Genomic DNA, 22435 nt, shown 5'->3' on the forward strand with positions numbered 1-22435 from the left:
CGTTGCGCCTGCGGCGGGCGTGGGTGGTCGGGTGCGGTGCCGCTCCTCCGGACTTCGTCCTGCGGCTCGGCCCCTCCCGTGGTGGGGAGGAAACAGGCCGGTGGGAGTGCTTGTAGGTGGTCCGGTGTGCCTAGTCGGTCGCAGTAGCTGGCTACCGTGGCGCGCCCCCACTCACCTTCCCTTTTCCCACAACGGGAGGGGACGGGCCGGAGGGGCCGGTGTGTGGGACGTAAAGCGAAGCAGTCCCACACACCGGCCCCGGAGGTCCGTCACCGCACCCGACACCCACCCGGCCCGCCGCAGGCGCAACGGCGAGAAGCAACCACGGCGGGAAAGCCGACAACGTGCGGCGCGCCGCAAGGCGTAACGGCGAGAAACCGCCACGGCGGGACAGCCGACAACGTGGGAATCAAAACGCTGGCCGCTCCGGGTCCAGCTCGGCCATCCCCTCCGTCGGTGAGGACGCGAGAGCGAAATGGCGGCGCGGGATGCGGCCCGCGCGGTGGGCCAGCCGGCCCGCCTCGACCGCGTGGCGCATCGCGTGGGCCATCAGCTCCGGCTCCTGCGCGCGGGTCACGGCGGACGCCAGCATCACCGCTGCGCAGCCCAGCTCCATGGCCAGGGCGGCGTCCGAGGCGGTGCCCGCGCCGGCGTCCAGGATCACTGGGACGCCGGCCCGCTCGGTCATCAGCTGGAAGTTGTGCGGGTTGCGGATGCCCAGCCCGGAGCCGATCGGCGAGCCCAGCGGCATGATCGCGGCGCAGCCCACCTCCTCCAGCCTGCGGGCCAGCACCGGATCGTCGTTCGTGAAGGGGAGCACCGTGAAACCGTCGTCCACCAGGGTCTCGGCGGCATCCAGCAGCTCCACCGGGTCGGGCAGCAGGGTGCGCTCGTCGGCGACGACCTCCAGCTTGATCCAGTCGGTGCCGAGCGCCTCCCGGGCGAGCCGGGCGGTGAGCACCGCTTCCCCGGCGGTGAAGCAGCCCGCGGTGTTCGGCAGCACCCGGATCCCGTGCCGTTCCAGTACGGACAGCACCGAGCCCTGCACGGTCGGATCCAGCCGCCGCATGGCGACCGTCGTCAGCTCCGTCCCCGACGCGAGCAGCGCCCGCTCCATCACGTCGAGGCTGGGTGCGCCGCCGGTGCCCATCATCAGACGGGACCCGAAGGTGGTGCCGGCGAGGGTGAACGGGTCGGGGGCCGCGGTGGTGGTGGGAGCGGTTTCCCGCCGGGTTGCGATATCGGTCATGTCTGCGGGTCAGCCTCCCTGGACGGCGGTGAGAACCTCGACGCGGTCGCCGTCGCCGAGCGGGGTGGTGGGCCACTGGGCGCGCGGCACCACGAGGTCGTTGACCGCCGCGGCCACCCCGGAGGACGCCGGGGTCAGCGTCGCGACCAGCCGGTCGAGGGTGAGCCCGCCGGCGACCTCGCGGGCCTCGCCGTTGACGGACACGGACACGGTGGGGGCGCTCATACGGGCTGCTCCTGGGGGGTACGGGTGCGCACGGGCCCCGGGATGCCGGGGGAGAAGCGCGCGGGGGAGAAGGGGCGGGCCACGTCCGGCAGGCTCCCGGTGGCCAGCGACTCGGCCATCGCGTCACCGGTGACCGGCGTCAGCAGCACCCCGTTGCGGAAGTGGCCGCAGGCCAGTTGCAGGCCGGGCAGCTCGGTCGGCCCGAGCAGCGGGGCGTTGTCGGGGGAGCCGGGGCGCAGCCCGGCGCAGGTCTCGACGAGCGGCAGTTCGGTGATGCCCGGGACCAGCTCGTGCGCGTCCCGCAGCAGCTCGTAGACCCCGCCCGCGGTCACGGTGGTGTCCCAGCCCAGCTCCTCGCTGGTGGCGCCGACGACCAGTTCGCCGCTCGCCCGCGGCACCAGGTAGAGCGGCCCGCCGCGTACGACGGCCCGTACGGTGCGCGACAGGAAGGCGGGGCTCCCGGCCGGCACCTCCGGCAGCCGCAGCCGCAGCACCTGTCCCTTGACCGGCCGCACCGGCGGCAGCACCCCGTCGGGGACGCCGGCCAGGCGGCCGCTCTCGCTGCCCGCGGCCAGGACGACCTGACCGGCCGACAGCCGTGTCCCGTCGGCGAGTTCGGCGCCGGTGGCCCGTCCGCCCGCGACCGTCAGCCGGGCGGCGCGGCTGCGGTGGAAGTCCACGCCGGCGCGCTCGCAGGCGACCAGCAGGGCGCTCGCGAGCCGGCGCGGATCGACCTGGTGGTCGCCGTCCACCCGCAGCCCGCCGCGCACCCCGGGGGCCAGCATCGGCTCCAGGCGGCGGCACTCGCGCCCGGTCAGCCACTGCGAGTCCAGCCCCGAGCGGATCTGCAGGGCGTGCAGCTCGCGCAGGTGCGCGCGGTCGTCGGCGTCCAGCGCGACGGCCAGGGTGCCGCACCGCCGGTAGCCGATCCGCTGCCCGCCGGCCTCCTCCAGCTCCCGGGTGAACTCGGGGTAGCGCCGCGCCGAGGCGAGATTGAGCCCCAGCAGGGTCTGCTCGCCGTAGTGGAGCTCGCTGACCGCGGCCAGCATGCCGGCCGCGACCCGGGCCGCGCCGCCACCGGGCGCCGGATCGGCCACCGCGACGGTCAGTCCGCGGCCGGCCGCCCGCCAGGCGGTGACCAGTCCGATGATGCCGCCGCCGAGTACGAGCACATCCGGCCTCCCGGCGGACGGCTGCGACCGTGCGGCAGATGGTGGCATGGGCATCCAGCCCCTCCCTTCGCCGGCATGACCCGGATCAGGTTCGTACGGTCGGAGGCCGCCCAGCCTCCCTCTCAGCCCGGTGCGTCCGGGCTCCCGCGAGTGCGTGTAGCCGTCACCCTAATACGGTGCCGCGACGCGCCGTAAGGTGCCGCCCCCGGCGCGCCCACGGGCCCGCACGCCTCACCGAGCGTCCATGACGCTGTGTCAGAGATCTCCTTGCGCGCTGCTGCGGACGGCCCCGCCCACCGTCCTAGAGTGATCAGGTGAGCGAGCAGAGCAAGTCCTCCCAGGCCCCTGACCGCACGCCGCGCGTCGTGATCGTCGGCGCGGGAATCGCGGGTGTGCAGACCGCCGTCGCCCTGCGCGAACAGGGCTGGCGCAGCGCGATCACGCTCCTCGGCGACGAGCCCCACCAGCCCTACGACCGCCCGCCGCTGTCCAAGGCGGTGCTGCTGGGCAAGGCCGAAGGCTCCACCTTCGACGTCGACTTCGCCGCGCTCGGCATCGACCTCCACCTCAACCGCCCCGTGACCGGCCTGGTACCGGAGGCGCGCCAGGTCGAGACGGCCGCCGGCCCGGTCTCCTACGACTACGCGGTCCTCGCGACCGGCGCCGAACCGATCATGCTGCCGGGCAGCGAGGGGCTGCCTGGCGTCCATCTGCTGCGCACCCTCGACGACGCCGCGCGGCTGCGGCCGGTGCTCGCCGCCCAGCACGAGATCGTGGTCGTCGGGGCCGGCTGGATCGGTGCCGAGTTCGCGACCGCGGCCCGGGAAGCGGGCTGCGCGGTCACCGTCGTCGAGGCCGCCGACCGCCCGCTGGCCGGCGCCCTGCCGCCCGAGGTGGCCACCCACATGACCGGCTGGTACGCGGACGCCGGCGCCGAGCTGCGCACCGGCGCCCGGGTCGCATCCGTCACGCCGGGCGCGGTCACCCTGGAGGACGGCACGACCCTGCCCGCCGACGCGGTGGTCGTCGGGATCGGCGCCCGGCCCGCCACCGGCTGGCTGGCCGGCTCGGGCGTCGAGGTGTCCCCGCAGGACGGCTCCGTCCTGGCCGACGGTCGCCTGCGCACCTCCGTGCCCGGTGTGTACGCGGTCGGCGACTGCGCCTCCTTCCCCTCGGCCCGCTACGGCAGCCGGCTGCTCATCCACCACTGGGACAACGCCCTCCAGGGCCCCCGCACGGTCGCCGAGAACATCGCCCGCGGCGGCACGGAAGGGCTGGTCTACGACCCCGTCCCGTACTTCTGGTCGGAGCAGTTCGGCCGGTTCGTGCAGTACGCGGGCCACCACGTCGACGCCGATGACCTGGTCTGGCGCGGCGACCCGACCGGGGCCGCCTGGTCGGTGATCTGGCTGCGGGAGGGCCGGCTCGTCGCGCTGCTGGCCGTGGGCCGCCCGCGCGACCTCGCCCAGGGACGCAAGCTCATCGAGCGCGGGGTCGTCCTGGACCGGGAGCGGGCCGCGAACGCCTCCGTACCGCTGAAGGCGGCGGCGCTGTAGCGGGGCCGCACCACGGTCGCCGACGGCAGCCGGCCGTCACCCTCCGGTGTGCAGCAGGCCCCCGACGGCGATGCCCGGCTACCGGCTGTCAGTGCGAGGTGGCAGGCTTGTTCCTGTGACCGAGATTGACGCAAACATCGATGGACTCGTCCCCGCCTGGCTCACCCTCCCCGACATCGCCGAACGGCTCGGCGTCGAGGTGACCCGTGTCCGGCAGCTGGTCAAGGAGGGCCAGCTGATCGCGGTGCGCCGCGGCGAGAACCGGGCACTGCACGTGCCCGCCGATTTCATCAAGGACGACAAGGTGGTCAAGGGGCTCGTCGGCACCCTCACCCTGCTCAAGGACGACGGCTTCACCGACGAGGAGATGCTGGAGTGGCTGTTCACCCCGGATGAGACCCTGCCCGGCACGCCCGCCCAGGCGCTGCGCGAGAATCGCGGCACGGAGGTGAAGCGCCGGGCCCAGGCGCTCGCCGTCTGACGCACCCGGCGCGGCGCGCTCCCGTCCCGCAACCGCACCAGCATCCGTAACCACATCCGAGGGGTGTACGGACCGGAAGGACCGGCCCGTGCACCCCCGACCCGGGGGGAAGCCGCCCGATGACCACCGCACGACAGGCCCTTGCCGACGCCCGCCTCTACCTGTGCACGGACGCCCGCACCCGGCAGGGCGACCTCCCGCAGTTCCTGGACGCGGTGCTCGCCTCCGGGGTGGACATCGTCCAGCTGCGCGACAAGGGCCTGGAGGCGGGTGCGGAGCTCCGGCATCTGGAGGTCTTCGCGGACGCCTGCCGGCGACACGGCAAGCTGCTCGCGGTCAACGACCGGGCGGACGTCGCCCACGCGGCCGGCAGCGACGTGCTGCACCTCGGCCAGGGCGACCTGCCGGTCCCGGCCGCCCGCGCCCTGCTCGGCCCCGAGGTCCTCATAGGCCGCTCCACCCACGCCGAGGCCGAGGTGGACGCAGCCCTCGACGAACCCGGCGTGGACTACTTCTGCACGGGCCCGTGCTGGCCCACCCCCACCAAGCCCGGCCGGCACGCCCCCGGCCTCGACCTGGTCCGCTACGCCGCCTCCCGCGCCCCCGAGCGCCCCTGGTTCGCGATCGGCGGGATCGACGCCGGAAACCTGGACGAGGTGCTCACGGCCGGCGCCCGCCGCATCGTGGTGGTCCGCGCCCTCACGGAGGCGGACGACCCGGGGGCGGCGGCCGCGGACCTGGCCAAGCGCATCCGCAGCTGGGACGCCTAGGCATCTCGTGTAGGCATCTCGTGCGGGGGTGACCGGGATCACCCCGCGCCGGCGCCAGAAGACCGGTCGGCTTCCGCGGCCGGCTTCCGCAGGGCCCGGGATGCGGTGGCAGCGGAAAGTTTTCCGACTTCCCGGCGACCGGAAAATGTCCAACCAGTGGACATGAACCGCACCAACCAGGCATAACGCCGATCACGGTTGGTGTGTGCCCGGCCGGTGGTTAACCTGCCGGTATGGCCCTAGGTACAGCTTCCACCAGGACTGATCGCGCACGAACGGTGCGCGACCTGCTTGCCTCCGGTAAGCAGTCGTACTCGTTCGAGTTCGCCGCCCCCAAGACGGAGAAGGGCGAGCGGACCCTGTGGAACGCCATTCGCCGCATCGAGGCCGTCTCGCCGACCTTTGTCTCCGTGACGTACGGCGCCGGCGGCACCTCCCGTGACGGCACGGTGCGCGCCACCGAGCGCATCGCCACCGACACCACCCTGACCCCGGTCGCCCATCTGACCGCGGTCAACCACTCCACGGCGGACCTGCGCAACATCATCGGCCAGTACGCCGGTGCCGGGATCCGCAACATGCTCGCGCTGCGCGGCGACCCGCCCGGCGACCCGATGGGCGAGTGGGTCAAGCACCCCGACGGCGTCGCCTACGCCGCCGACCTGGTCCGTCTCATCAAGGAGTCCGGCGACTTCTGTGTCGGCGTCGCCGCCTTCCCCGAGATGCATCCGCGCTCGACGGACTGGGACACGGATGTGGCGCACTTCGTCGACAAGTGCCGGGCCGGCGCGGACTTCGCCATCACCCAGATGTTCTTCTATCCCGAGGACTACTTCCGGCTGCGGGACCGGGTGACGGCCGCGGGTTGCTCCACGCCGATCATTCCGGAGATCATGCCGGTGACGAACGTGCGCCAGATCGAGCGGTTCGCGCAACTCAGCAACGCGGCCTTCCCGCCCGAGCTGGCCGAGCGCATCCTCGCCGTCAAGGACGACCCGGCGGCGGTACGCTCCATTGGCATCGAGTACGCAACGGATCTGTGCGCACGTTTGATGGCCGAGGATGTTCCCGGGTTGCACTTCATTACCCTGAACCACTCCACGGCGACCCTGGAAATCTACGAGAATCTGGGCCTGCACCAGCAGTCCTGATCACGGTGGCCGGCGAGCGGCGGAAGAGGGGCGTATATGGGCTGGACGGTCCTCTACATCGCGTTCGGCCTGGTCGCCCTGTGGTTGCTCAGTGAGGTCCTGCTCCAGAACAAGGCGCGACTGCGCTGGCGGTTGCTCGCCTTCGCCGGTTTCCTCACCGTGGTCGTCGGTGTCCTCATCCCGTCGGTGATCGCGATCGGAGTGGGCCTCGCCGCCTTCGCCGTCGGGCAGACCAATGTGACGCTCTCCTTCCGCCGCGGCTTCACCACCGGCTGGGCCCTGCGCGGCAAGGACGGCAAGCCCGGCATGCCCGGGGTGCCGGGCAAGCCCGCCGAGGGGGGCCGGCGCCGCCGGGCCCGCAACTCCGGCCAGGCCTCCGCCGAACCGACGCTGGAGGTCTCCGGCCTGGAGGCGGTGCAGCCCACCGACACCGACGGACGGGGCTTCAACGCCGTGGCCGGCAACGGCCTGGAGGACACCTTCGAGAGCACCGGCGGCTTCCAGAGCCAGGACCCCTACGCCGGACAGGGCGCCTACGCCGGGCAGGGCTCCTACGACTACGACTCCGACGACGTCTTCCGCCGCCAGGACCCCTACCAGGGCGGGCAGTTGGACCAGAGCGCCTACGAAACCCAGCCGTTCGCCGTCCAGAACGACTATGCGCAGGCCGACGCCACCGCCGTCTATGCCCCGCAGCCGATGCCCGACGAGACCGGCCAGTACGGCATCTACAGCCCCGACGCCCGCGCCCCACAGCCCGAATACCCCGGCTACGACGCCTACGGCACCGCCCCCGGGAACGGTCCGGGCGCCGGCAACGGCTATGCGTACGACGGCAACGGCGCTGCGTACGGCGGCAGTTACGGTCAGAACGGCGCCGGCCAGGACACCTGGGCCGATCCCTACGCGGCCTACGGCGACGCCCTGGGCCAGCAGGCGCCCTACTCCGACCCGTACATCGGCACCCAGCAGTACTCCGCGGCCTACGACCCGTACGGGCAGCCGGACCCCTACGCGCAGTCGCCCTACGCCCAGGCGCCCTACGCCACGCAGCAGTACGACAGCCAGGGACAGCCGCTCGCCCAGAATCCGGGCCAGGGCTACGGCGAGACACCGCCCGGCGGTGTCTGGGTCCCCCAGCAGCGCGACAGCGAACTCCCGCCCGAGCAGCAGCCGTATCCGCCCTACCAGCAGGGCTACGACGGGCAGCAGTACCGGTACTGAGACCGGTAGCAGTACTGCTACGGGGCGAATCCGCATCGGGCGCGCGGCGCGATGGCGGCGCGACGGCGGGCCGGCCCCGGCCCGCACACCGCCCGGCCGTCAGGTCGAGCCGTGCCAGTCGTCGCCGTGCACGATCAGGCCCGCGACGATCGCGCCGGACATCCCGGCATGCGCGAGCCCGCCGCCCGGGTGCGACCAGCCACCGACCGCATAGAGCCCCGGTATCCGGGTGCGGTTGCCGGGCCGCAGAAAGCGCCCTTCCTGGCCGGCCAGCGCCGGGCCCGGCACCGGCATGTCGTCCGTGGGCGGCAGCACCTCCCGCCACAGCACCCGCTCCCGCAGCCCCGGCACCGCGGCCTCGGCGATCCCGGTCATCCGCTCCGCCTCGGCCGCCACGGCCGCCCCGTCGAGCCAGTCCACCGGGCCGTGCGCAGCGACCGTCGCGGTCAGCGTCACCGCCTCATGGGCGTCGTCCGGCCGTGCGGCGGGGTCGTCCGGGCGCAGCACAGTCACCGTGGGCCGGTCACAGGGGGTCCGCAGCCCGGGGCCGTCGCCGAAGACGCCCGCCAACTCGGCCGCGCGGTCCGCGGCATGCACCACCGTCCGGTGCACGGCGTCCGCGGGGCGCGCCCCGCGCAGCGCCAGACACACCGTCAGCCGCCCGGGGCCGCGCTCGCCCGAGCCGGGGCGCACCTCGTCGGCGCCCCACGGCTCCCGGCCCCCGCAGAGCCCCGCGAGCTGCCCCGGATCGATGCCCGCGACCACGAACTCCGCCTCGGCCACCCGGCCGTCGGCCAGCTCGACGCCCGCCGCCCGGCCGTCCTTCTCCACGATCCCGGTCACCGCGGCGCCGAAGCTGAACTCCACCTTGCGCGCCAGACAGCGCTCGTACACCGCGTCGGCCAGCGCCCGCAGACCACCGCGCGGATACCAGCTCCCGAAGGTCTGCTCCATGTACGGCAGCACGGCGGCGCTCGCCGGGGCGCTGCGCGGGTCGAAGCCGTAGGCCAGCGCATGGCTCTCCAGCAGCGCGACCAGCCGGGGGTCGGCCAGCTCGCGGCGGGCCACCTCGGCGAGGGTGGCGGTCGTGGGGCCCTTGCCCCGGCCGAACAGCCCGCGCCGACGCATCGCCGGATACGGATCGCGCCCCAGCACCCGCCAGTCCTGCCACAGCGGCTCCTCCAGGAGCGGTCGACGGGTGGCGTCCCAGGCCTCACGGGCGCGGCCCACCAGGGCGCTCCAGCGCTCCCCGGCGCCCGCACCCAGCGCCTCGTCCAGGGCCGCCAGCACGCCGGCCCGCGAGGCGTTCGGCAGAGATACGGCCGTGCCGTCGGCGAAGACATGGCGGCTCGCGGGGTCGACCTGGGACAGCTCAAGACAGCTCTCCAGCGGCTCCCGGCCGGTCTTGAGGAACAGATCCCGGTAGACGGCCGGCAGATGCAGCAGACCGGGCCCCGTGTCGAAGGCGAAGCCGTCCCGCTCCAGACGCCGCACCGCACCGCCGTGCGTCGCGCCGCGCTCGAACACCGCCACCCGGTGGCCCGCGACGGCCAGCCGGGCAGCGGCTGCCATCGCGCCCATCCCGGCGCCGATCACCGCAATCCGTGCCATGCCTGCGACTTTATCCGGAGCCACTGACAACGCCCGCACGGCCGGCGGCCGGACCGTCACCGGCCCCGGCGCCACCGGCCCGCGCGGACCGTCAGACCGCCGGCGGCACCGCGCCGCCCGCCGCGGCGAGCCGCTTGTCCTCGCGCCGCTGCCGCCGGCGCCGGAGGTACCGGCGGATCCGCGACCACAGAAGGACCACCACCGCGATCCCCGCGGCCAGCAGCGCCCCCGCGATGATCGCGGCCGCCACCGGATGGAACACCGCGAAGGCGACGAGCCCGGCGACGCCCAGATCCTCGACCACGCTCACCACGATGTTGCTGGCCGGCTCCGGCGAGGTGTTGACCGCGATCCGGGTGCCCGCCTTGACCAGATGGCTCACCAGCGCCGTCGAGCCGCCGACCGCGCTCGCCGCCAACTGGGGCAGCGAACCGTCGTGCCCGGCCAGCAGCGCCGCCACGACACCACCGGCGATCGGCCGGATCACCGTGTGTACGGCGTCCCAGACCGAGTCCACGTACGGGACCTTGTCGGCGACCGCCTCGCACAGGAACAAGACCCCGGCCACGAGCAGCACGTCGGGGCGCTGCAGCGCCGCGGGCACCTCCTCGCTGACGCCGGTCGCGCCGAGCAGGCCGAAGACGAGGACGACGGCATAGGCGTTGATCCCGCTCGCCCAGCCACTGGTGAACACCAAGGGAAGTACGGACACGCCGAAGATCGTAGGCCCTGGGGGTGCGTGCTCAGACTTGAGTATCCGTACTCAGACGCCGAGATGAGTAGGTACGCGGATGGGCCGCCGGCCACCCGGACGGAAGAGTAGGGGCCACGGAAGGGAAGCGGCGCCGCACCGCCGACACGGGGCGGCGGAGCGGCGCGGCTCCCGGACGTGACGGGGGATACGGGGGACGCACGGGGGAGCACGGGGGAAGCGCTGTCCTGGTCGGATCGGTGGGGGAACGATCTGTGCCAGGGCAGCGCACTCTTTTGCGCGGACCCGCGGGGGAGAACGGGTGCGCGCCGCACCTGACCACAACGGCGCGCATCCGCATCCGCCCCGGAATGCCCCCGCAACCAAGGGGCCCCGGCCCGCCCGCCGAGCCCGGCTACGCGACCTGGCCGCCGACGCGCCCCTGGAGCAGCCGCGACAGCGCCGCGTGGACCTCGTCGATCGACCGGTCCGGCTGGTAGGACTGCCAGTCAAGGGCGGCCACCAGAACCATCCCGAACAGCGCCGAGGCGGTCAGCGGGATATCGATCTCCTCGCTCAGCTCCGCACGGGCCACCGCCTCCCGCAGCACGGTCTCCACCACCGTGATGGCCCGCTCGCGCACCACCATCAGCGTCGACTGCCAGGCCCGGTTGGTGCGCCACAGCTCGGCCACGTAGAGCTGGGTGAGCGCCGGGTAACGGGAGATGAAGTCCAGGCCGGCCCGGATCATGGCGTCCAGCGCGTCGATCCGGCTGCCGCCCCGGCCGGTGACCTCGTCGGCGGCCGTCTGCAAGGAGGACGCCAGCAGCTCGATGCCGTGCCGCAGCAGCTCCTCGAAGAGAACGTTCTTGCTCGCGAAGTTGTAATACACGGTGCCCTTCGCGACGCCCGCCCGTTCGGCGATCTCGTCCACCGTGGTGGAGGAGAAACCCTGTTCGGCGATGAGCGTGACCGCGGCGTCGAAGAGCTTGCGCCGGGTGGCGTCGCGGCGTGAGTGGGAGCTGTCCATGGGGGCGATTCTGCCGCTCCCCGCGGATCGACGCGCGGCACGAGGGCGGTCCCACCGGGCGTCCGGCCCCGGGGAGCCTCCGGACAGGACGGTGGCGGTCCGGGGATACCTCCCAGCGGTAGCGGAGGGAGGGCGGGCGCTCGGGCTCAGCTCCGGGATGCAGATCCTTCATCCGCACCACCTCTCGGCCGCGCGCCGTCAGGGACGTCGGCACCAGCGCCCCGGCGGTGCACGCCAGAAGTACCGCATTGCCCTGCCACGCGGGCGCGAGCTCACCGCCCGGCATGAGCCGGCGCAGCCCCTCCACGAGGTAACTCAACGGCAGATACGGGTGGATGGCGGCAAAGGAGCAGGGGCTGGTCAGCACGGATAGGTGCCGCCCGCAGAGCCGCGGCCGCAGCAGGTCCCGCAGCGAACTGCCGAACCGGCCCTGCAACAGGGCACGTTCCCGCAGATGATCGCCGACCGTGAGCGCGGGATCGAGCTCGGCGTCGTGATGTCGATGTTCCGGAACGCGCATCCGCGGGGGCCCTTGACCCCGAATTCCGCGGCCGTGACCGCCGCCCGGCGCGGGGTACTGTCCACGAACCCTCCTCGAACTGACTGGTCAGTTCAAAACTTGTATCCGCACCCCACCTCCGGTCCGGCAATGGGGGTGTTGGGTTCCGGCCCCTCGAGTCCGCCGGAAATCCATCCCCTTTTCGGTGAAAGTGCAGGTCAGGCCCGATTGTCAGTGGGGTACGTCACGATGGGTTCATCCGGTCCCGAATCGGCATTCGGTCCCGAACCGGCATGCGACGACAGGAGGTTCGTCATGGCAGCTCGTCCCGGCAGGGGCAGCTCCGCTGCGTACGGTCCCCCGAGCGATGTCCACCCCGTCCTGCGGCGGGCGACCGCACCACCCGCCGCCCTCGATCTGCTCACCCAGGCCCAGCAGGGTCTGGCGGAAGCACAGACCCTGGAAACCCCCAACGAGCGGTTCGCCACGGCTCATCTGGCCGCGTTGCGCACTGCCGCCGCCGTCCTCGCCGTCCGCGGCCGGCCCGAGGCCACCGCGCGCCGCAGGCGGCGTATCCGCAGCGCCTGGGAGGTCCTCCCCGAGGTCGCTCCCGAACTCACCGAGTGGAGCGCTCTCTTCGCCGCCGGCGCCGACCGCCGGGCGAAGGCCGAGGCCGGTATAGCCGGCGCGGCCGGCCGCCGGGACGCCGATGATCTTCTGCGGGACGCCGCGATGTTCCTGCGCCTGGTGGAGCGGATGCTGCTCGTCCAGCCCTCGCTGCCGCCCCAGCGCGCGGGGTAGGGGCCGGCCGAGCCAGGTGAGGCGGGGGTGGGGTGGGGAGGGGGAGGGCCCCCGGGGGAGGGCCCGGGGGGAGGGAAAGAGAAGCCCCGCCCCACGCCGCACACAAGACGGACCGCTCCGCAGGCGGCGGACGCCGCCGGACGGAATAGGGTGGTGGACGCCTAGACGTTCATGCCCCCTCCGAGGAGCCACCCGCCGTGTCTGACCCGCTGCGCCCCCGCGCATCCCTTCGTACCGCCGTGGTCTGGGAGGTCCTCAAGGACGCCCTGGAGCGCCGGGTCAAGACCGCCGGGCGCGATGTCCTGGACGTCCTCGACACCGGCGGCGGCACCGGCAACTTCGCCGTGCCGGTCGCCCGCCTCGGCCACCGCGTCACGGTCGTCGACCCCAGCCCCAACGCCCTCTTCGCCCTGGAACGCCGGGCCGCGGAAGCCGGTGTCGCCGACCGGGTACGTGCGGTCCAGGGCGACGCCCACGGCCTCTTCGACGTCGTCGAGCGCGGCGGCTACGACACCGTGCTCTGCCACGGCGTGCTGGAGTACGTCGACGACCCGGCCGAGGGCGTCCGCAACGCCGTCGACGCGCTGCGCCCGGCCGGCACCCTCAGCCTGCTCGCGGCCGGTCTGGGCGGCGCCGTCCTCGCCCGCGCCCTCGCGGGCCACTTCACCGAGGCCCGGCACGCCCTCACCGACCCCGCAGGCCGCTGGGGCGAGGGCGACCCCGTCCCGCGCCGGTTCACCGCCGACCAGCTCACCGACCTGGTGTCCGCCACCGGTCTGCAGGTCGGCGCGGTCCACGGCGTACGGGTCTTCGCCGATCTGGTCCCCGGTGTGCTGGTCGACACCGAGCCGGGCGCCATGGAGGCCCTGCTGAAGCTCGAAGCGGCCGCCGCCGAACAGCCCGCGTTCCACTCCGTGGCCACCCAGCTGCACGTCCTCGCGGAGCGCGACTGACCCACGCGGCACGGGCGACTACCGCGTGCAGTCGGCCACAGACCACCCGATCAGCCCCTTCGCCCCGTATGATCGGGGTACGACGTTCCGGCATGACGGACAGGCGGGTGGGGAATGCAGGCAGCATCGCCACCGGTCTCCTCGGCGGCCCGGACAGTGAACTGGCGTCGAGAGGCGGGTTTCACGGGGGCGATTCCCTGCCTATCCTGAAAGGGTCGCACCCGGTCGCCCCCCGCGACCGACGAGTAGGAGGACTCCGTGCCGCTCTCGGAGCACGAGCAGCGCATGCTCGAGCAAATGGAGCGAGCGCTGTACGCCGAAGATCCCAAGTTCGCGACAGCGCTTGAGGGAAGCGGGCTGCGCACGTACACCCGGCGACGGGTCTACCAAGCGGTCGCGGGCTTCCTGGTGGGTATCGCCCTGCTCATGGCCGGCATGGTCGCGCAGCAGATCTGGATCAGTGTGGTGGGCTTCCTCGTCATGCTCGGCTGCGCAGTGCTGGCAGTCACCGGCTGGCGCAAAGCCCCCCGACAGGGCCAGCAGCCGTCCGGCGCGGGTCCCGCAGGCGGCGCAGGTGCACCGGTACGCCGGCCCAGGCAGCGGCGCTCGATGATGAACCGTATCGAGGACCGCTGGCAGCGCCGCAGGGACGAACAACAGGGCCACTGAGCCGACGGGTCGACACGGCGACGGGCCTCCCGGGGGTTCTCCGAGCCTTCCGGTGCCGACCCACGTAAGCCCTCCTTCCCACCCCCGAAGCGGCCTTCCGGGCCGCTTCCATCTTTTCCGCCCCTCCGTCCAGTTGCGGTTCGTCACGTCTTCGCGCAGCTTTCCCCACGCAAGCCTCCTCAGCACGCAGCACGCAGCACGCAGCACGCAGCACGCAGCACGCAGGTGAAGGCTGAACGGTCGCCGGTAGCGCTGAGTGGGGCGTGGACGGCGAGCGGACCTTTCCGCCCGCAAGGCGCGGTTCGCCCGCCGGTGAGCCGACAACCCGCTCTGCACCGGTGCTTCGGCCTTAAGCGGATCGGCGGTTCTGGGCTCCGGCGCTGGCGCACAACGTCCCCCGCCTGCGCCGCCACCGGAAGTCTCCACCGCGCCGTGGCCGCCCGACAGGATCGGGCAGCCACAGCACTCTTGCGGCACACACTCTGCGCGTCGGGAACTTTTGTGCTCCGGCAGCGCGGACGCTACGCCCGCCGCCGCCCCGGCCGTAGAACCATCACCGTCCGCCGCGTCAGGGCGACCGGGCGGCTGGTGCGGCACCGGAGCAGGAGGGCCGCCCAGCGGGCGGACCAGGCCCGGCCCAGGCGGGCCGCCGAGCGTGGGGCGAGCAGGGCGCGCAGCCGTAGAGCACGGGGGGCGCCGGTCTGCAACCCGGACCGGACCTGCTCTACGTCCGTGGCGAGGCCGGACACCGGCTGCGGTTGCGGGGCGTACAGGACCTGTTCGACCGCTGCCGCAACTCGGTGGGCGGCCGCGGCGGGTTCCGGTTGCAGTTCTCCGATGCTGATGATGCGTGCCGCTGCCTTGCGCGGGGTCAGTGATTCGTCCGGCAGGATGCCGAAGTCCCAGGCGGTGTCCAGCAACTCCCGCCAGGCGGCGAGGGTGCCCGCCGTGAGGTCCCCGTCCGCGCCCGTGGCCGCCAGCCGTCTGGAGCGTATGCGCAGCCGCCACAGCAGTGGGAGCGCGGGCAGCAGCAGGACCAGCAGGGCGGCCGACACGATGCCGGCGATCGCCCAGGGGGACGTGCCGCCGTCCGGCGGGCGGGCGCCGGACTCCGCGGGGAGGGTGACGCAGGCCAATCCGCTGCCTTGCCGCTGTTCGTCCGGGCCGCAGGACGGGTCCGCGGACGGGCCGCCGTCCGAGGGGGCAGCGGGCCGGGAGGGCTCGGGGGCCGGGTTGCCGGGCTCGGCCGGGGCCGAGGTGTCGGGGTAGGCGTAGTCAGGGATGCTGCCTCGGCTCGGGGTCGGCTCGAAGCGGGTCCAGCCGACGCCCTGGAAGTACAGCTCTGGCCAGGCGTGGGCGTCCTTGAGGCCGACCGAGGTCGTGCCGTCCGGCTGCTTGGTGCCTGGTGTGAAGCCCACCGCTACCCGGGCCGGGATGCCCAGCGTCCGGGCCATCGCGGCCATCGAGAACGAGAAGTGGACGCAGAAGCCCTCCTTTTGGCGCAGGAACCGGGCGATGGCCTCGGATCCGCTGCCGGCCCGGACCTCCGTGTTGTAGGTGAAGCCGCCGTTGAGCGCGAACCAGTCCTGGAGCTTGACGGCCTTGGCGTAGGCGGTCGGTGCGCCGTGGGTGACCCGGCGGGCGGTGCTGCGGACGGTCGGGGGCAGGGAGCCCGGGACCTTGGTGTACTCGCGCAGCAGCTTGGCGGGCGGCGCCGGGGCGGTGGCCAGCTGCCGGGACGTGGGCCGCACCTGCAGGCTCTCGACCTGGTATTGCAGCCCGTGGGTGTTCTGGCCGCGGTCCCCGACGAGCGTGCGGCCCTGGGGCTCGAAGCGCCAGCGTCCGGAGATGTCCACCTTGGACGCCGGGTAGGGGAGCGGCAGCCAGTTCTGGGCGTACCACTCGGCGGTGGAGATGGAGGTGTTGACGTGGTTGAGCTCGACCGAGGGGCTGAGGCCGGGCGGTCGCGGAAGCTGCTCGGGGACGTCCGTGACGGTCCGCTCGGAGGGCTTCCAGGTCGTGCCGTCGAACTGGTCCAGGGCGACGATCCGCAGATACATGTCCCGGGAGTCGGAGGCGGTCGTGCGGTAGTTGAGGACTTCCTTGTCCTCGGGCTGGTTGAGGCTGTCCTGCAGCGACACCAGCGGGTTGACCGCGGAGATCGTGCCGCCGCCGCTGCCCGGGCCGCCGCCGCTGGCGGAGCCGCCGAACAGCCCGCCGCCCAGGGAGGGGAGGAGGGCGGGTACCACCACCGCGATGCCGAGCACCAGCGCGCCGATCCTGCGGCCCGTACGGACCGGGGCCGGCGTGGGCCCGCTGAGGGCGAAGCTCCGCGCGCGGTCCGGCCGGCCCGGACCGCCGAACACCCGGCCCCACTGGGAGAGCCGGTCTCGGCCCTCGGCCAGCAGAAGCAGCAGATAGCCGGCGGCCGCGATCAGGAACCGCAGCCGGCCCGCGCCGCCCTGGGAGAGCCCCGCCGCCACCGAATAGAGCGCCAGCAGCGGCAGCCCGGCGGGCGCGGCGCTGCGGTAGGTGACCGCCAGCGCGTCCACGAGCAGGCCGATCAGCAGCACACCGGCGATCAGCAGCAGCCGGATGCCGGGGGTGACGGGGGCGGGGATGGCGTAGCGGCCGACGTCCCGTAGGCCGGCCTGCAGCAGCCGGCCGAATTCCGCGAAGGCGTCGGGGCCCGGCAGCAGGCCGAGGATCGCCTCGCCCGGGGCGAAGAACAGGGTCATCAGCAGCACGGCGACCAGGGCCTGTACGCCGATGACCAGCGGCCCGGCGAGGGGGGCCCGGCGGGCCGCCGCGCCCGCGCCGGTCACGACGGCCAGCAGGAAGGCCGCCTGGATCAGCCAGTCGATCGGCTCCACCAGCGGCAGCAGCGCGCCGGCGGCACACAGGGTGGCCACCGCCGCACACAGCGCCAGCCGCGCCCGGCCGCTCATGCGTGTGCCCCCCTTCGCTCCGGGCCGGCCGGGCACCGCCCGCGCCGACCGCTGCTCCCACCAAGGCGGGGCGGCCCCGGCCGCCGCTCCCGCGCAGGGTTCGGGCACCCGTTCATGGCCGGCCCCCTGCCACCGTCTCCGCCGCGTCCGCCTCCGCCGCGTCCGCCTCCGCCGGGCGCTGCGGCCCGGCCCCCGCACGCCACAGGTCGGCGAGCGCGTCCCCGGGGGTCACCGGCAGCGCCGTCCAGCCCGCCTGCCGCAGCAGCCGCAGCCGGTCGGCCACCGGGACCTGGCCGGGGGAGAATCTGATGCCGCCGGGGCGGCGGGTGAAGGCGTCGCCGTCCAGGACGAACGCGACGGCCGCGCCGCAGCGCTGCCGCATCCGCCCGGCCACCGCCGCCTGCTGCTCGTCCAGGTCGCCGAAGAAGGCGACCAGCAGTCCTTCGTTGCTGCCGCGCAGTACGTCGTACGCCGCCGACAGGCCCTCCTCCTCGGACTGTTCCACGACGGCGAGGGTGTCCAGCACCAGGCCCGCGGCATCGGCCGATTCCGTGCCGCCCCCGAAGCCGCCGGCGCCGTCGGGGCCCGGGACCGAGGTGCCGGTGTCGGTCAGCAGCCGCACCGAGAAGCCGCGTTCCAGCAGATGGAGCGCACTCGACGCCGCGCCCGTCACCGCCCATTCGAAGGCCGAGTCGGGACCCGAGCCCGGGTGGGCCGTCTCGCGGGTGTCGAGCAGGATCGTGCAGCGTGCCTTCTGCGGCTGCTCCTCCCTGCGGACCATCAGCTCGCCGTAGCGCGCGGTGGAGCGCCAGTGGACCCGGCGCAGATCGTCGCCGTGCCGGTAGCCGCGCGGAATGACATCGTCCTCCCCGGCCAGTGCCAGCGAACGCTGCCGTCCTTCGCCGTAGCCGGCGGCCTCGCCCGTCAGGCGTACCGGCGGCAGCGGCTCGACCCGCGGCACCACCGTGAGGGTGTCGCAGGTGCTGAACGAGCGGGTCAGCTCGCACATCCCGAACGGGTCGGAAAGGCGCAGCTGCAGCGGGCCCAGCGGATAGCGTCCGCGCAGGTCGGAGCGGACGCGGTAGGAGACCTCACGGCGGCCGCCGGCCTCGACCCGGTCCAGGACGAAACGCGGCCGGGGCCCGAGGACGTACGGCACGCGGTCCTGGAGCATCAGCACCCCCGTCGGCAGCCGGGAGACGTTCTCCATCCGCAGCCGGACCCGGGATTCGGCGGCCGCGGGCACCCGGGCCGGGGAGAGCGTGCGGCTGCCCGCGACCCGGTAGCGGGTGCGGTGCAGGACCAGGACGCACACCAGGGGCAGCGCGGCGAGCAGCAGACCGACCCGCAGCAGATCCGGCTGTCCGAGGAGGAAGGAGCACACCGCGGCGGCCACCCCGGCGGCCAGGAACGATCTGCCGCGTGTCGTCAGCCCCGAGAGGGCCGCCCGCAGTCCGTCGCGGTCCGGCGGCCCCCCGCTTCCCCCCTCGGACATCACAACCCCCGTACGCCGGGCGGTCGCTGACCGGGTGTGCGCCATGGCTGCACGGACGGTTCGGGGACCGGGACGCGCTGCAGGATCTCCCGGACGATCTGTTCGGCCGTACGGCGGTTCAACTGGGCCTGGGCGGTGGGCAGCAGCCGGTGGGTGAGCACCGGCACCGCCAGCGACTGGACGTCGTCCGGGAGGGCGTACTCGCGCCCCAGGAGCGCGGCACCGGCCTTGGCGGCGCGCAGCAGATGCAGGGTGGCGCGCGGTGAGGCGCCGAGCCGCAACTCGGGGTGGCTGCGGGTGGCCGTGACCAGATCCACGGTGTATCGGCGCACCGTTTCGGCGACATGGACCTCGCGCACCGCTTCGGTCAGCTTCACGATCTCGTGGGCGTGCGCGACCGGCTGGAGGTCGTCGAGGGGCGAGGCGCCGCCGTGTACGTCCAGCATCTGCAGCTCGGCCGCCGGGCTGGGATAGCCGATCGACACCCGCGCCATGAAGCGGTCCCGCTGGGCCTCGGGGAGGGGGTAGGTGCCCTCCATCTCGACCGGGTTCTGGGTGGCGATCACCATGAACGGGCTGGGCAGCTCGTAGGTCTGCCCGTCCATCGTGACCTGGTGCTCCTCCATGGACTCCAGGAGCGCCGACTGGGTCTTGGGCGAGGCGCGGTTGATCTCGTCGCCGATCACGATCTGGGAGAAGATCGCGCCGGGCTTGAACTCGAAGTCCCGTTGCTGCTGGTCGAAGATGCTGACGCCGGTGATGTCGGAGGGCAGCAGGTCCGGGGTGAACTGGATGCGCCGCACCGAGCAGTCGACGGAGCGGGCCAGCGCCTTGGCGAGCATGGTCTTGCCGACGCCGGGCACGTCCTCGATGAGCAGATGTCCCTCGGCCAGGAGCACGGTCAGTGCGAGCCGTACGACCTCCGGCTTGCCCTCGATCACGCTCTCCACCGACCGGCGGACCCGCTCCGCGGTGGTGGTCAGATCGCTGAGGCTCGCTCGTTCGTCATACGTCGTCACTCGGCCCTCCTCGGCCCCGAACCACGGGCAGGTGCCCCCTCTGCGGACCCGGCCCACCCCGAAAGCGCGCATCGCGCCCGGCCACGGCCGGGACGACGTCACGTACGCATTCTTGCCGCCCGCGCGGCTTCGCGTCATGACCTGTGGATAACTCACAAGGTTATCTCGCGGCTTTCCCGGCTTTCCGGGCGAACCCGCCCTTCCGGTACGGCCCCCCCGCCCCGGCAGAATCGGCGGAATCGGCAGGCCGGGCCGGACCAGCCGGCCCGGCCCGGCACGTCAGTCCCGCGGATCGATCTCCCGCAGCAGGCCCGTCGTCACATCGAAGACGAAGCCGCGGACGTCGTCGGTGTGCAGAAGGAAGGGCGAGGTGCGGACCCGCTGCATCGACTGCCGCACGTCCTCGTCGAGGTCCTTGAACGCCTCGACCGCCCAGGTGGGACGCTGTCCGACCTCGGCCGCCAGGTCGTGGCGGAAGTCCTCGGTCAGGCTGAGCAGACCGCAGTTGGTGTGGTGGATGAGGACGACCGAACGGGTACCGAGCGCCCGCTGGCTGATCGTCAGGGACCGGATGATGTCGTCGGTGACCACCCCGCCGGCATTGCGGATGGTGTGGCAGTCGCCGAGCTTCAGGCCGAGGGCACGGTGCAGGTCGATCCGGGCGTCCATGCAGGAGACGACGGCGACCTTGCGGACCGGCCGGGCGTCCATCCCGGGGTCGGTGAACGACGCGGCATAGCGCCGATTCGCCTCGACGAGACTGTCGGTGACGGTGCCGGCGGCACCGTCGGCGGCGCTGTCGGAGGACGGGGGCAGCGGCTGCGATGCAGGTATGGACATGGAATCACCGTAATAGGCACCGGCTCGTCCGGCCGCATGAGAGGTCGGGCATAGGGGGCGACATCACTCCTTGTGAGGTAACCCACAGGGCCGTCCGTACCCGCCGTCCGGGTGAGCGGCCCCGGGGAAGCCGGCGGGAATGGCCGCGGCAAAGCCGTCGCAGGACGCGCGGAACCGGTTGATTGACCGGGGCAGCCGGTGGACTAAAGTGGCGCGAAGTGGGAGGCGTGACGCTCTCCTTGGATACCGGATTCCTCGCGTGCGCGCATCGTACGTACGGCTCGGCCTCCTCCCGCTCCCATGGTCTTCCGACGTCACTTCCCCGTCGCCGGAGGGCCACTTCCCCTTCAGAGCGGGCGGGGACCAAGCGGTACGTGCGGCATCCCCCAGCCAGCGGCCGGGGGACCCACCTGCCGCCCAGCCCATCGGAAGGCACATGAGCGAGCGTAGCGAGCGAACCAGGAAGAAGTGCGCGCTCTGCGCGGGCAGGCGGGCCGGGCGCGGCGGGGCCGCCGTATGAACAGCAGCACCCGTCACGTACCCGTCATGCTCCAGCGGTGCCTGGACATGCTCGCCCCCGCGCTCGCCGAGCCCGGTGCGGTCGTCGTCGACTGCACGCTCGGCCTCGGCGGGCACAGCGAGGCGCTGCTCGCCACCTTCCCGGCGGCCCGGCTCATCGCCCTCGACCGCGACCCGTCCGCCCTGAAGCTCGCGGGCGAGCGGCTCGCCCCGTACGGCGAGCGCGCCACCTTGGTGCACGCCGTCTACGACGAGCTCCCCGAGGTCCTCGACCGGCTCGGGACCCCGCGCGTCCAGGGTGTGCTCTTCGACCTCGGTGTCTCCTCCATGCAGCTCGACGAGGCCGACCGCGGCTTCGCGTATGCGCAGGACGCCCCGCTCGACATGCGGATGGACCAGACGACCGGCATCAGCGCCGCGGAGGTCCTCAACACCTACGCGCCCGGTGAGCTGGTCCGGATCCTGCGCTCCTACGGAGAGGAGAAGCAGGCCAAGCGGATCGTCGAGGCCGTCGTGCGCGAGCGCGCCAAGGAGCCGTTCACCACCAGCGCGCGGCTGGTCGAGCTGATCCGGGACGCGCTGCCGCAGGCCGCCAAGCGCACCGGTGGCAACCCCGCCAAGCGCACGTTCCAGGCGCTGCGCATCGAGGTCAACGGGGAGCTGCAGAGCGTGGAGCGAGCCGTTCCGGCGGCCGTGAAGGCGCTCGCGGTGGGCGGCCGGATCGCCGTGCTCTCCTACCACTCGCTGGAGGACCGGCTGGTCAAGCAGGTCTTCGCGGCCGGAGCCGCCAATACGGCGCCGCCCGGGCTGCCGGTCGTCCCCGAGCGCTACCAGCCCCGGCTCAAGCTACTGACCCGCGGCGCCGAGCTCCCCACGGAGGAGGAGATCGCCGAGAACCGCCGGGCCGCCCCCGCCCGGCTGCGCGGCGCGGAGCGCATCCGCGAGCATGTCGAGGACAACGCATGAAAGGCCAGGGGAGGCCGCGCGGCAGGCAGTACCGCCTCGCCGCGCTGCTCCCCTCCGGGGCCGGCGGACGGGGCACGGCGGCGCGCACGCCCTTCGTGTTCCTGATCGTCGTCCTGCTCGGCTCCGGCCTGATCACCCTGCTGCTGCTCAACTCCGCCCTCAACCAAGGCTCGTTCGAGCTCAGCAAGCTGGAGAAGAAGACCGACGAGCTGACGGACGAGCAGCAGGCCCTGCAGCAGGACGTGGACGCCTACTCCGCCCCGGACGCGCTGGAGCGGCGCGCCCGGCGGCTGGGGATGGTGCCGGGCGGCACCCCGGCGTTCCTGCTCCCGGACGGCACGGTCCGCGGCCGGCCGAGCAAGGCCACGTCGACGGGGGCGCCGCTGAGCAGCTCCGCCGAGCCCTCGCCGGCGGCCGGCCGCACCGGCCCGTCCGCGGCGCCGCTCGCGGCCGCCGCCGGGGTGCTGGGACCGGACGGCGTACCGGCCCCCTCGGCCGCCGCCTTGCGCGCCCCGTCCGGCGGCACCGCGGCCGCTCCCTCCCCGACGACCGCCGGCAGGTGACCG

At 73.4% G+C, this 22435-nt stretch carries 20 protein-coding genes, 1 pseudogene and 1 riboswitch; of the genes and pseudogenes, 10 read left to right on the plus strand and 11 right to left on the minus strand.

Annotation, left to right across the window (positions count from 1 at the left end; translation table 11 throughout):
- Positions 1 to 409: 409 nt before the first annotated feature.
- The 3 genes from CPH93_RS25720 to thiO all read right to left on the minus strand — a co-directional run bounded on the left by CPH93_RS25720 (position 410) and on the right by thiO (position 2700).
- Positions 410 to 1249 (minus strand): thiazole synthase, encoded by an 840-nt coding sequence (locus tag CPH93_RS25720; protein WP_096214207.1) that lies wholly within the window; start codon positions 1247 to 1249, stop codon positions 410 to 412.
- Positions 1250 to 1258: 9 nt separating this feature from the next.
- Positions 1259 to 1474, minus strand: a complete 216-nt coding sequence (gene thiS, locus CPH93_RS25725) for a sulfur carrier protein ThiS (protein WP_093482750.1) — start codon at positions 1472 to 1474, stop codon at positions 1259 to 1261.
- Positions 1471 to 2700, minus strand: a complete 1230-nt coding sequence (thiO, locus tag CPH93_RS25730) for a glycine oxidase ThiO (protein ID WP_231976959.1) — start codon at positions 2698 to 2700, stop codon at positions 1471 to 1473. The genes thiS and thiO overlap by 4 nt, the downstream gene beginning before the upstream one ends.
- Positions 2692 to 2804, minus strand: a riboswitch (TPP riboswitch). It overlaps the preceding gene by 9 nt.
- 156 nt (positions 2805 to 2960) lie before the next feature.
- Here thiO and CPH93_RS25735 point away from each other — a divergent pair.
- The 5 genes from CPH93_RS25735 (at position 2961) to CPH93_RS25755 (ending at position 7828) form a co-directional block, all read left to right on the plus strand.
- Positions 2961 to 4202, plus strand: coding sequence for an NAD(P)/FAD-dependent oxidoreductase (locus CPH93_RS25735; protein WP_093482748.1), 1242 nt, complete (start codon positions 2961 to 2963; stop codon positions 4200 to 4202).
- A gap of 115 nt (positions 4203 to 4317) precedes the next feature.
- A complete protein-coding gene (locus CPH93_RS25740; RefSeq protein WP_006606129.1) occupies positions 4318 to 4683 on the plus strand; it encodes an Rv2175c family DNA-binding protein in 366 nt (121 codons plus the stop codon).
- A gap of 119 nt (positions 4684 to 4802) precedes the next feature.
- Complete coding sequence (gene thiE / locus CPH93_RS25745) at positions 4803 to 5453, plus strand: thiamine phosphate synthase (protein WP_093482747.1); 651 nt, start codon at positions 4803 to 4805, stop codon at positions 5451 to 5453.
- Between the two features lie 233 nt (positions 5454 to 5686).
- Positions 5687 to 6604 carry a methylenetetrahydrofolate reductase [NAD(P)H] gene (gene metF / locus CPH93_RS25750; protein WP_051006930.1) on the plus strand — a complete coding sequence of 306 codons (918 nt, stop codon included), beginning with the start codon at positions 5687 to 5689 and terminating at the stop codon, positions 6602 to 6604.
- A gap of 36 nt (positions 6605 to 6640) precedes the next feature.
- Complete coding sequence (locus CPH93_RS25755) at positions 6641 to 7828, plus strand: hypothetical protein (RefSeq protein ID WP_096214209.1); 1188 nt, start codon at positions 6641 to 6643, stop codon at positions 7826 to 7828.
- A 99-nt stretch (positions 7829 to 7927) separates the two neighbouring features.
- On the opposite strand, the gene CPH93_RS25760 is transcribed toward CPH93_RS25755, so the two are convergent.
- The 4 genes and pseudogenes from CPH93_RS25760 to CPH93_RS36960 all read right to left on the minus strand — a co-directional run.
- Positions 7928 to 9439 carry a phytoene desaturase family protein gene (locus CPH93_RS25760; protein WP_096214210.1) on the minus strand — a complete coding sequence of 504 codons (1512 nt, stop codon included), beginning with the start codon at positions 9437 to 9439 and terminating at the stop codon, positions 7928 to 7930.
- Between the two features lie 91 nt (positions 9440 to 9530).
- A complete protein-coding gene (locus CPH93_RS25765; RefSeq protein ID WP_096214211.1) occupies positions 9531 to 10151 on the minus strand; it encodes a DUF4126 domain-containing protein in 621 nt (206 codons plus the stop codon).
- A 394-nt stretch (positions 10152 to 10545) separates the two neighbouring features.
- The gene (locus CPH93_RS25770) at positions 10546 to 11160 is read right to left on the minus strand and encodes a TetR/AcrR family transcriptional regulator (protein WP_093482743.1); all 615 of its coding nucleotides are present in this window, start codon (positions 11158 to 11160) and stop codon (positions 10546 to 10548) included.
- A 154-nt stretch (positions 11161 to 11314) separates the two neighbouring features.
- Positions 11315 to 11547, minus strand: a pseudogene (locus CPH93_RS36960) (hypothetical protein); the annotation flags it as partial.
- Positions 11548 to 11974: 427 nt separating this feature from the next.
- Here CPH93_RS36960 and CPH93_RS25775 point away from each other — a divergent pair.
- The 3 genes from CPH93_RS25775 to CPH93_RS25785 all read left to right on the plus strand — a co-directional run bounded on the left by CPH93_RS25775 (position 11975) and on the right by CPH93_RS25785 (position 14082).
- Positions 11975 to 12460 (plus strand): SAV_6107 family HEPN domain-containing protein, encoded by a 486-nt coding sequence (locus CPH93_RS25775; protein WP_093482742.1) that lies wholly within the window; start codon positions 11975 to 11977, stop codon positions 12458 to 12460.
- 197 nt (positions 12461 to 12657) lie between these two features.
- The gene (locus CPH93_RS25780; RefSeq protein ID WP_006606139.1) at positions 12658 to 13413 is read left to right on the plus strand and encodes a methyltransferase; all 756 of its coding nucleotides are present in this window, start codon (positions 12658 to 12660) and stop codon (positions 13411 to 13413) included.
- 258 nt (positions 13414 to 13671) lie between these two features.
- Entirely contained in the window at positions 13672 to 14082 is a 411-nt protein-coding gene (locus CPH93_RS25785; RefSeq protein WP_093482741.1) for a DUF3040 domain-containing protein, read from the plus strand.
- Positions 14083 to 14603: 521 nt separating this feature from the next.
- Here CPH93_RS25785 and CPH93_RS25790 read toward each other — a convergent pair.
- The 4 genes from CPH93_RS25790 to CPH93_RS25805 form a co-directional block, all read right to left on the minus strand.
- Positions 14604 to 17030, minus strand: a complete 2427-nt coding sequence (locus CPH93_RS25790) for a transglutaminase family protein (protein WP_096214212.1) — start codon at positions 17028 to 17030, stop codon at positions 14604 to 14606.
- A 112-nt stretch (positions 17031 to 17142) separates the two neighbouring features.
- Positions 17143 to 18525, minus strand: coding sequence for a DUF58 domain-containing protein (locus CPH93_RS25795; RefSeq protein WP_096214213.1), 1383 nt, complete (start codon positions 18523 to 18525; stop codon positions 17143 to 17145).
- Positions 18525 to 19544 carry an AAA family ATPase gene (locus CPH93_RS25800; protein WP_093482738.1) on the minus strand — a complete coding sequence of 340 codons (1020 nt, stop codon included), beginning with the start codon at positions 19542 to 19544 and terminating at the stop codon, positions 18525 to 18527. The genes CPH93_RS25795 and CPH93_RS25800 overlap by 1 nt, the downstream gene beginning before the upstream one ends.
- Positions 19545 to 19823: 279 nt before the next feature.
- Complete coding sequence (locus CPH93_RS25805) at positions 19824 to 20384, minus strand: beta-class carbonic anhydrase (RefSeq protein WP_096214214.1); 561 nt, start codon at positions 20382 to 20384, stop codon at positions 19824 to 19826.
- Between the two features lie 516 nt (positions 20385 to 20900).
- Here CPH93_RS25805 and rsmH point away from each other — a divergent pair.
- Complete coding sequence (rsmH, locus tag CPH93_RS25810) at positions 20901 to 21869, plus strand: 16S rRNA (cytosine(1402)-N(4))-methyltransferase RsmH (RefSeq protein WP_096215597.1); 969 nt, start codon at positions 20901 to 20903, stop codon at positions 21867 to 21869.
- Positions 21866 to 22432, plus strand: coding sequence for an FtsB family cell division protein (locus tag CPH93_RS25815; protein ID WP_093482736.1), 567 nt, complete (start codon positions 21866 to 21868; stop codon positions 22430 to 22432). Before rsmH ends, CPH93_RS25815 begins: the two co-directional genes overlap by 4 nt.
- Positions 22433 to 22435: the final 3 nt, after the last annotated feature.

The organism is Streptomyces sp. 2323.1 (assembly GCF_900221035.1).
Classification (GTDB): domain Bacteria; phylum Actinomycetota; class Actinomycetes; order Streptomycetales; family Streptomycetaceae; genus Streptomyces; species Streptomyces sioyaensis.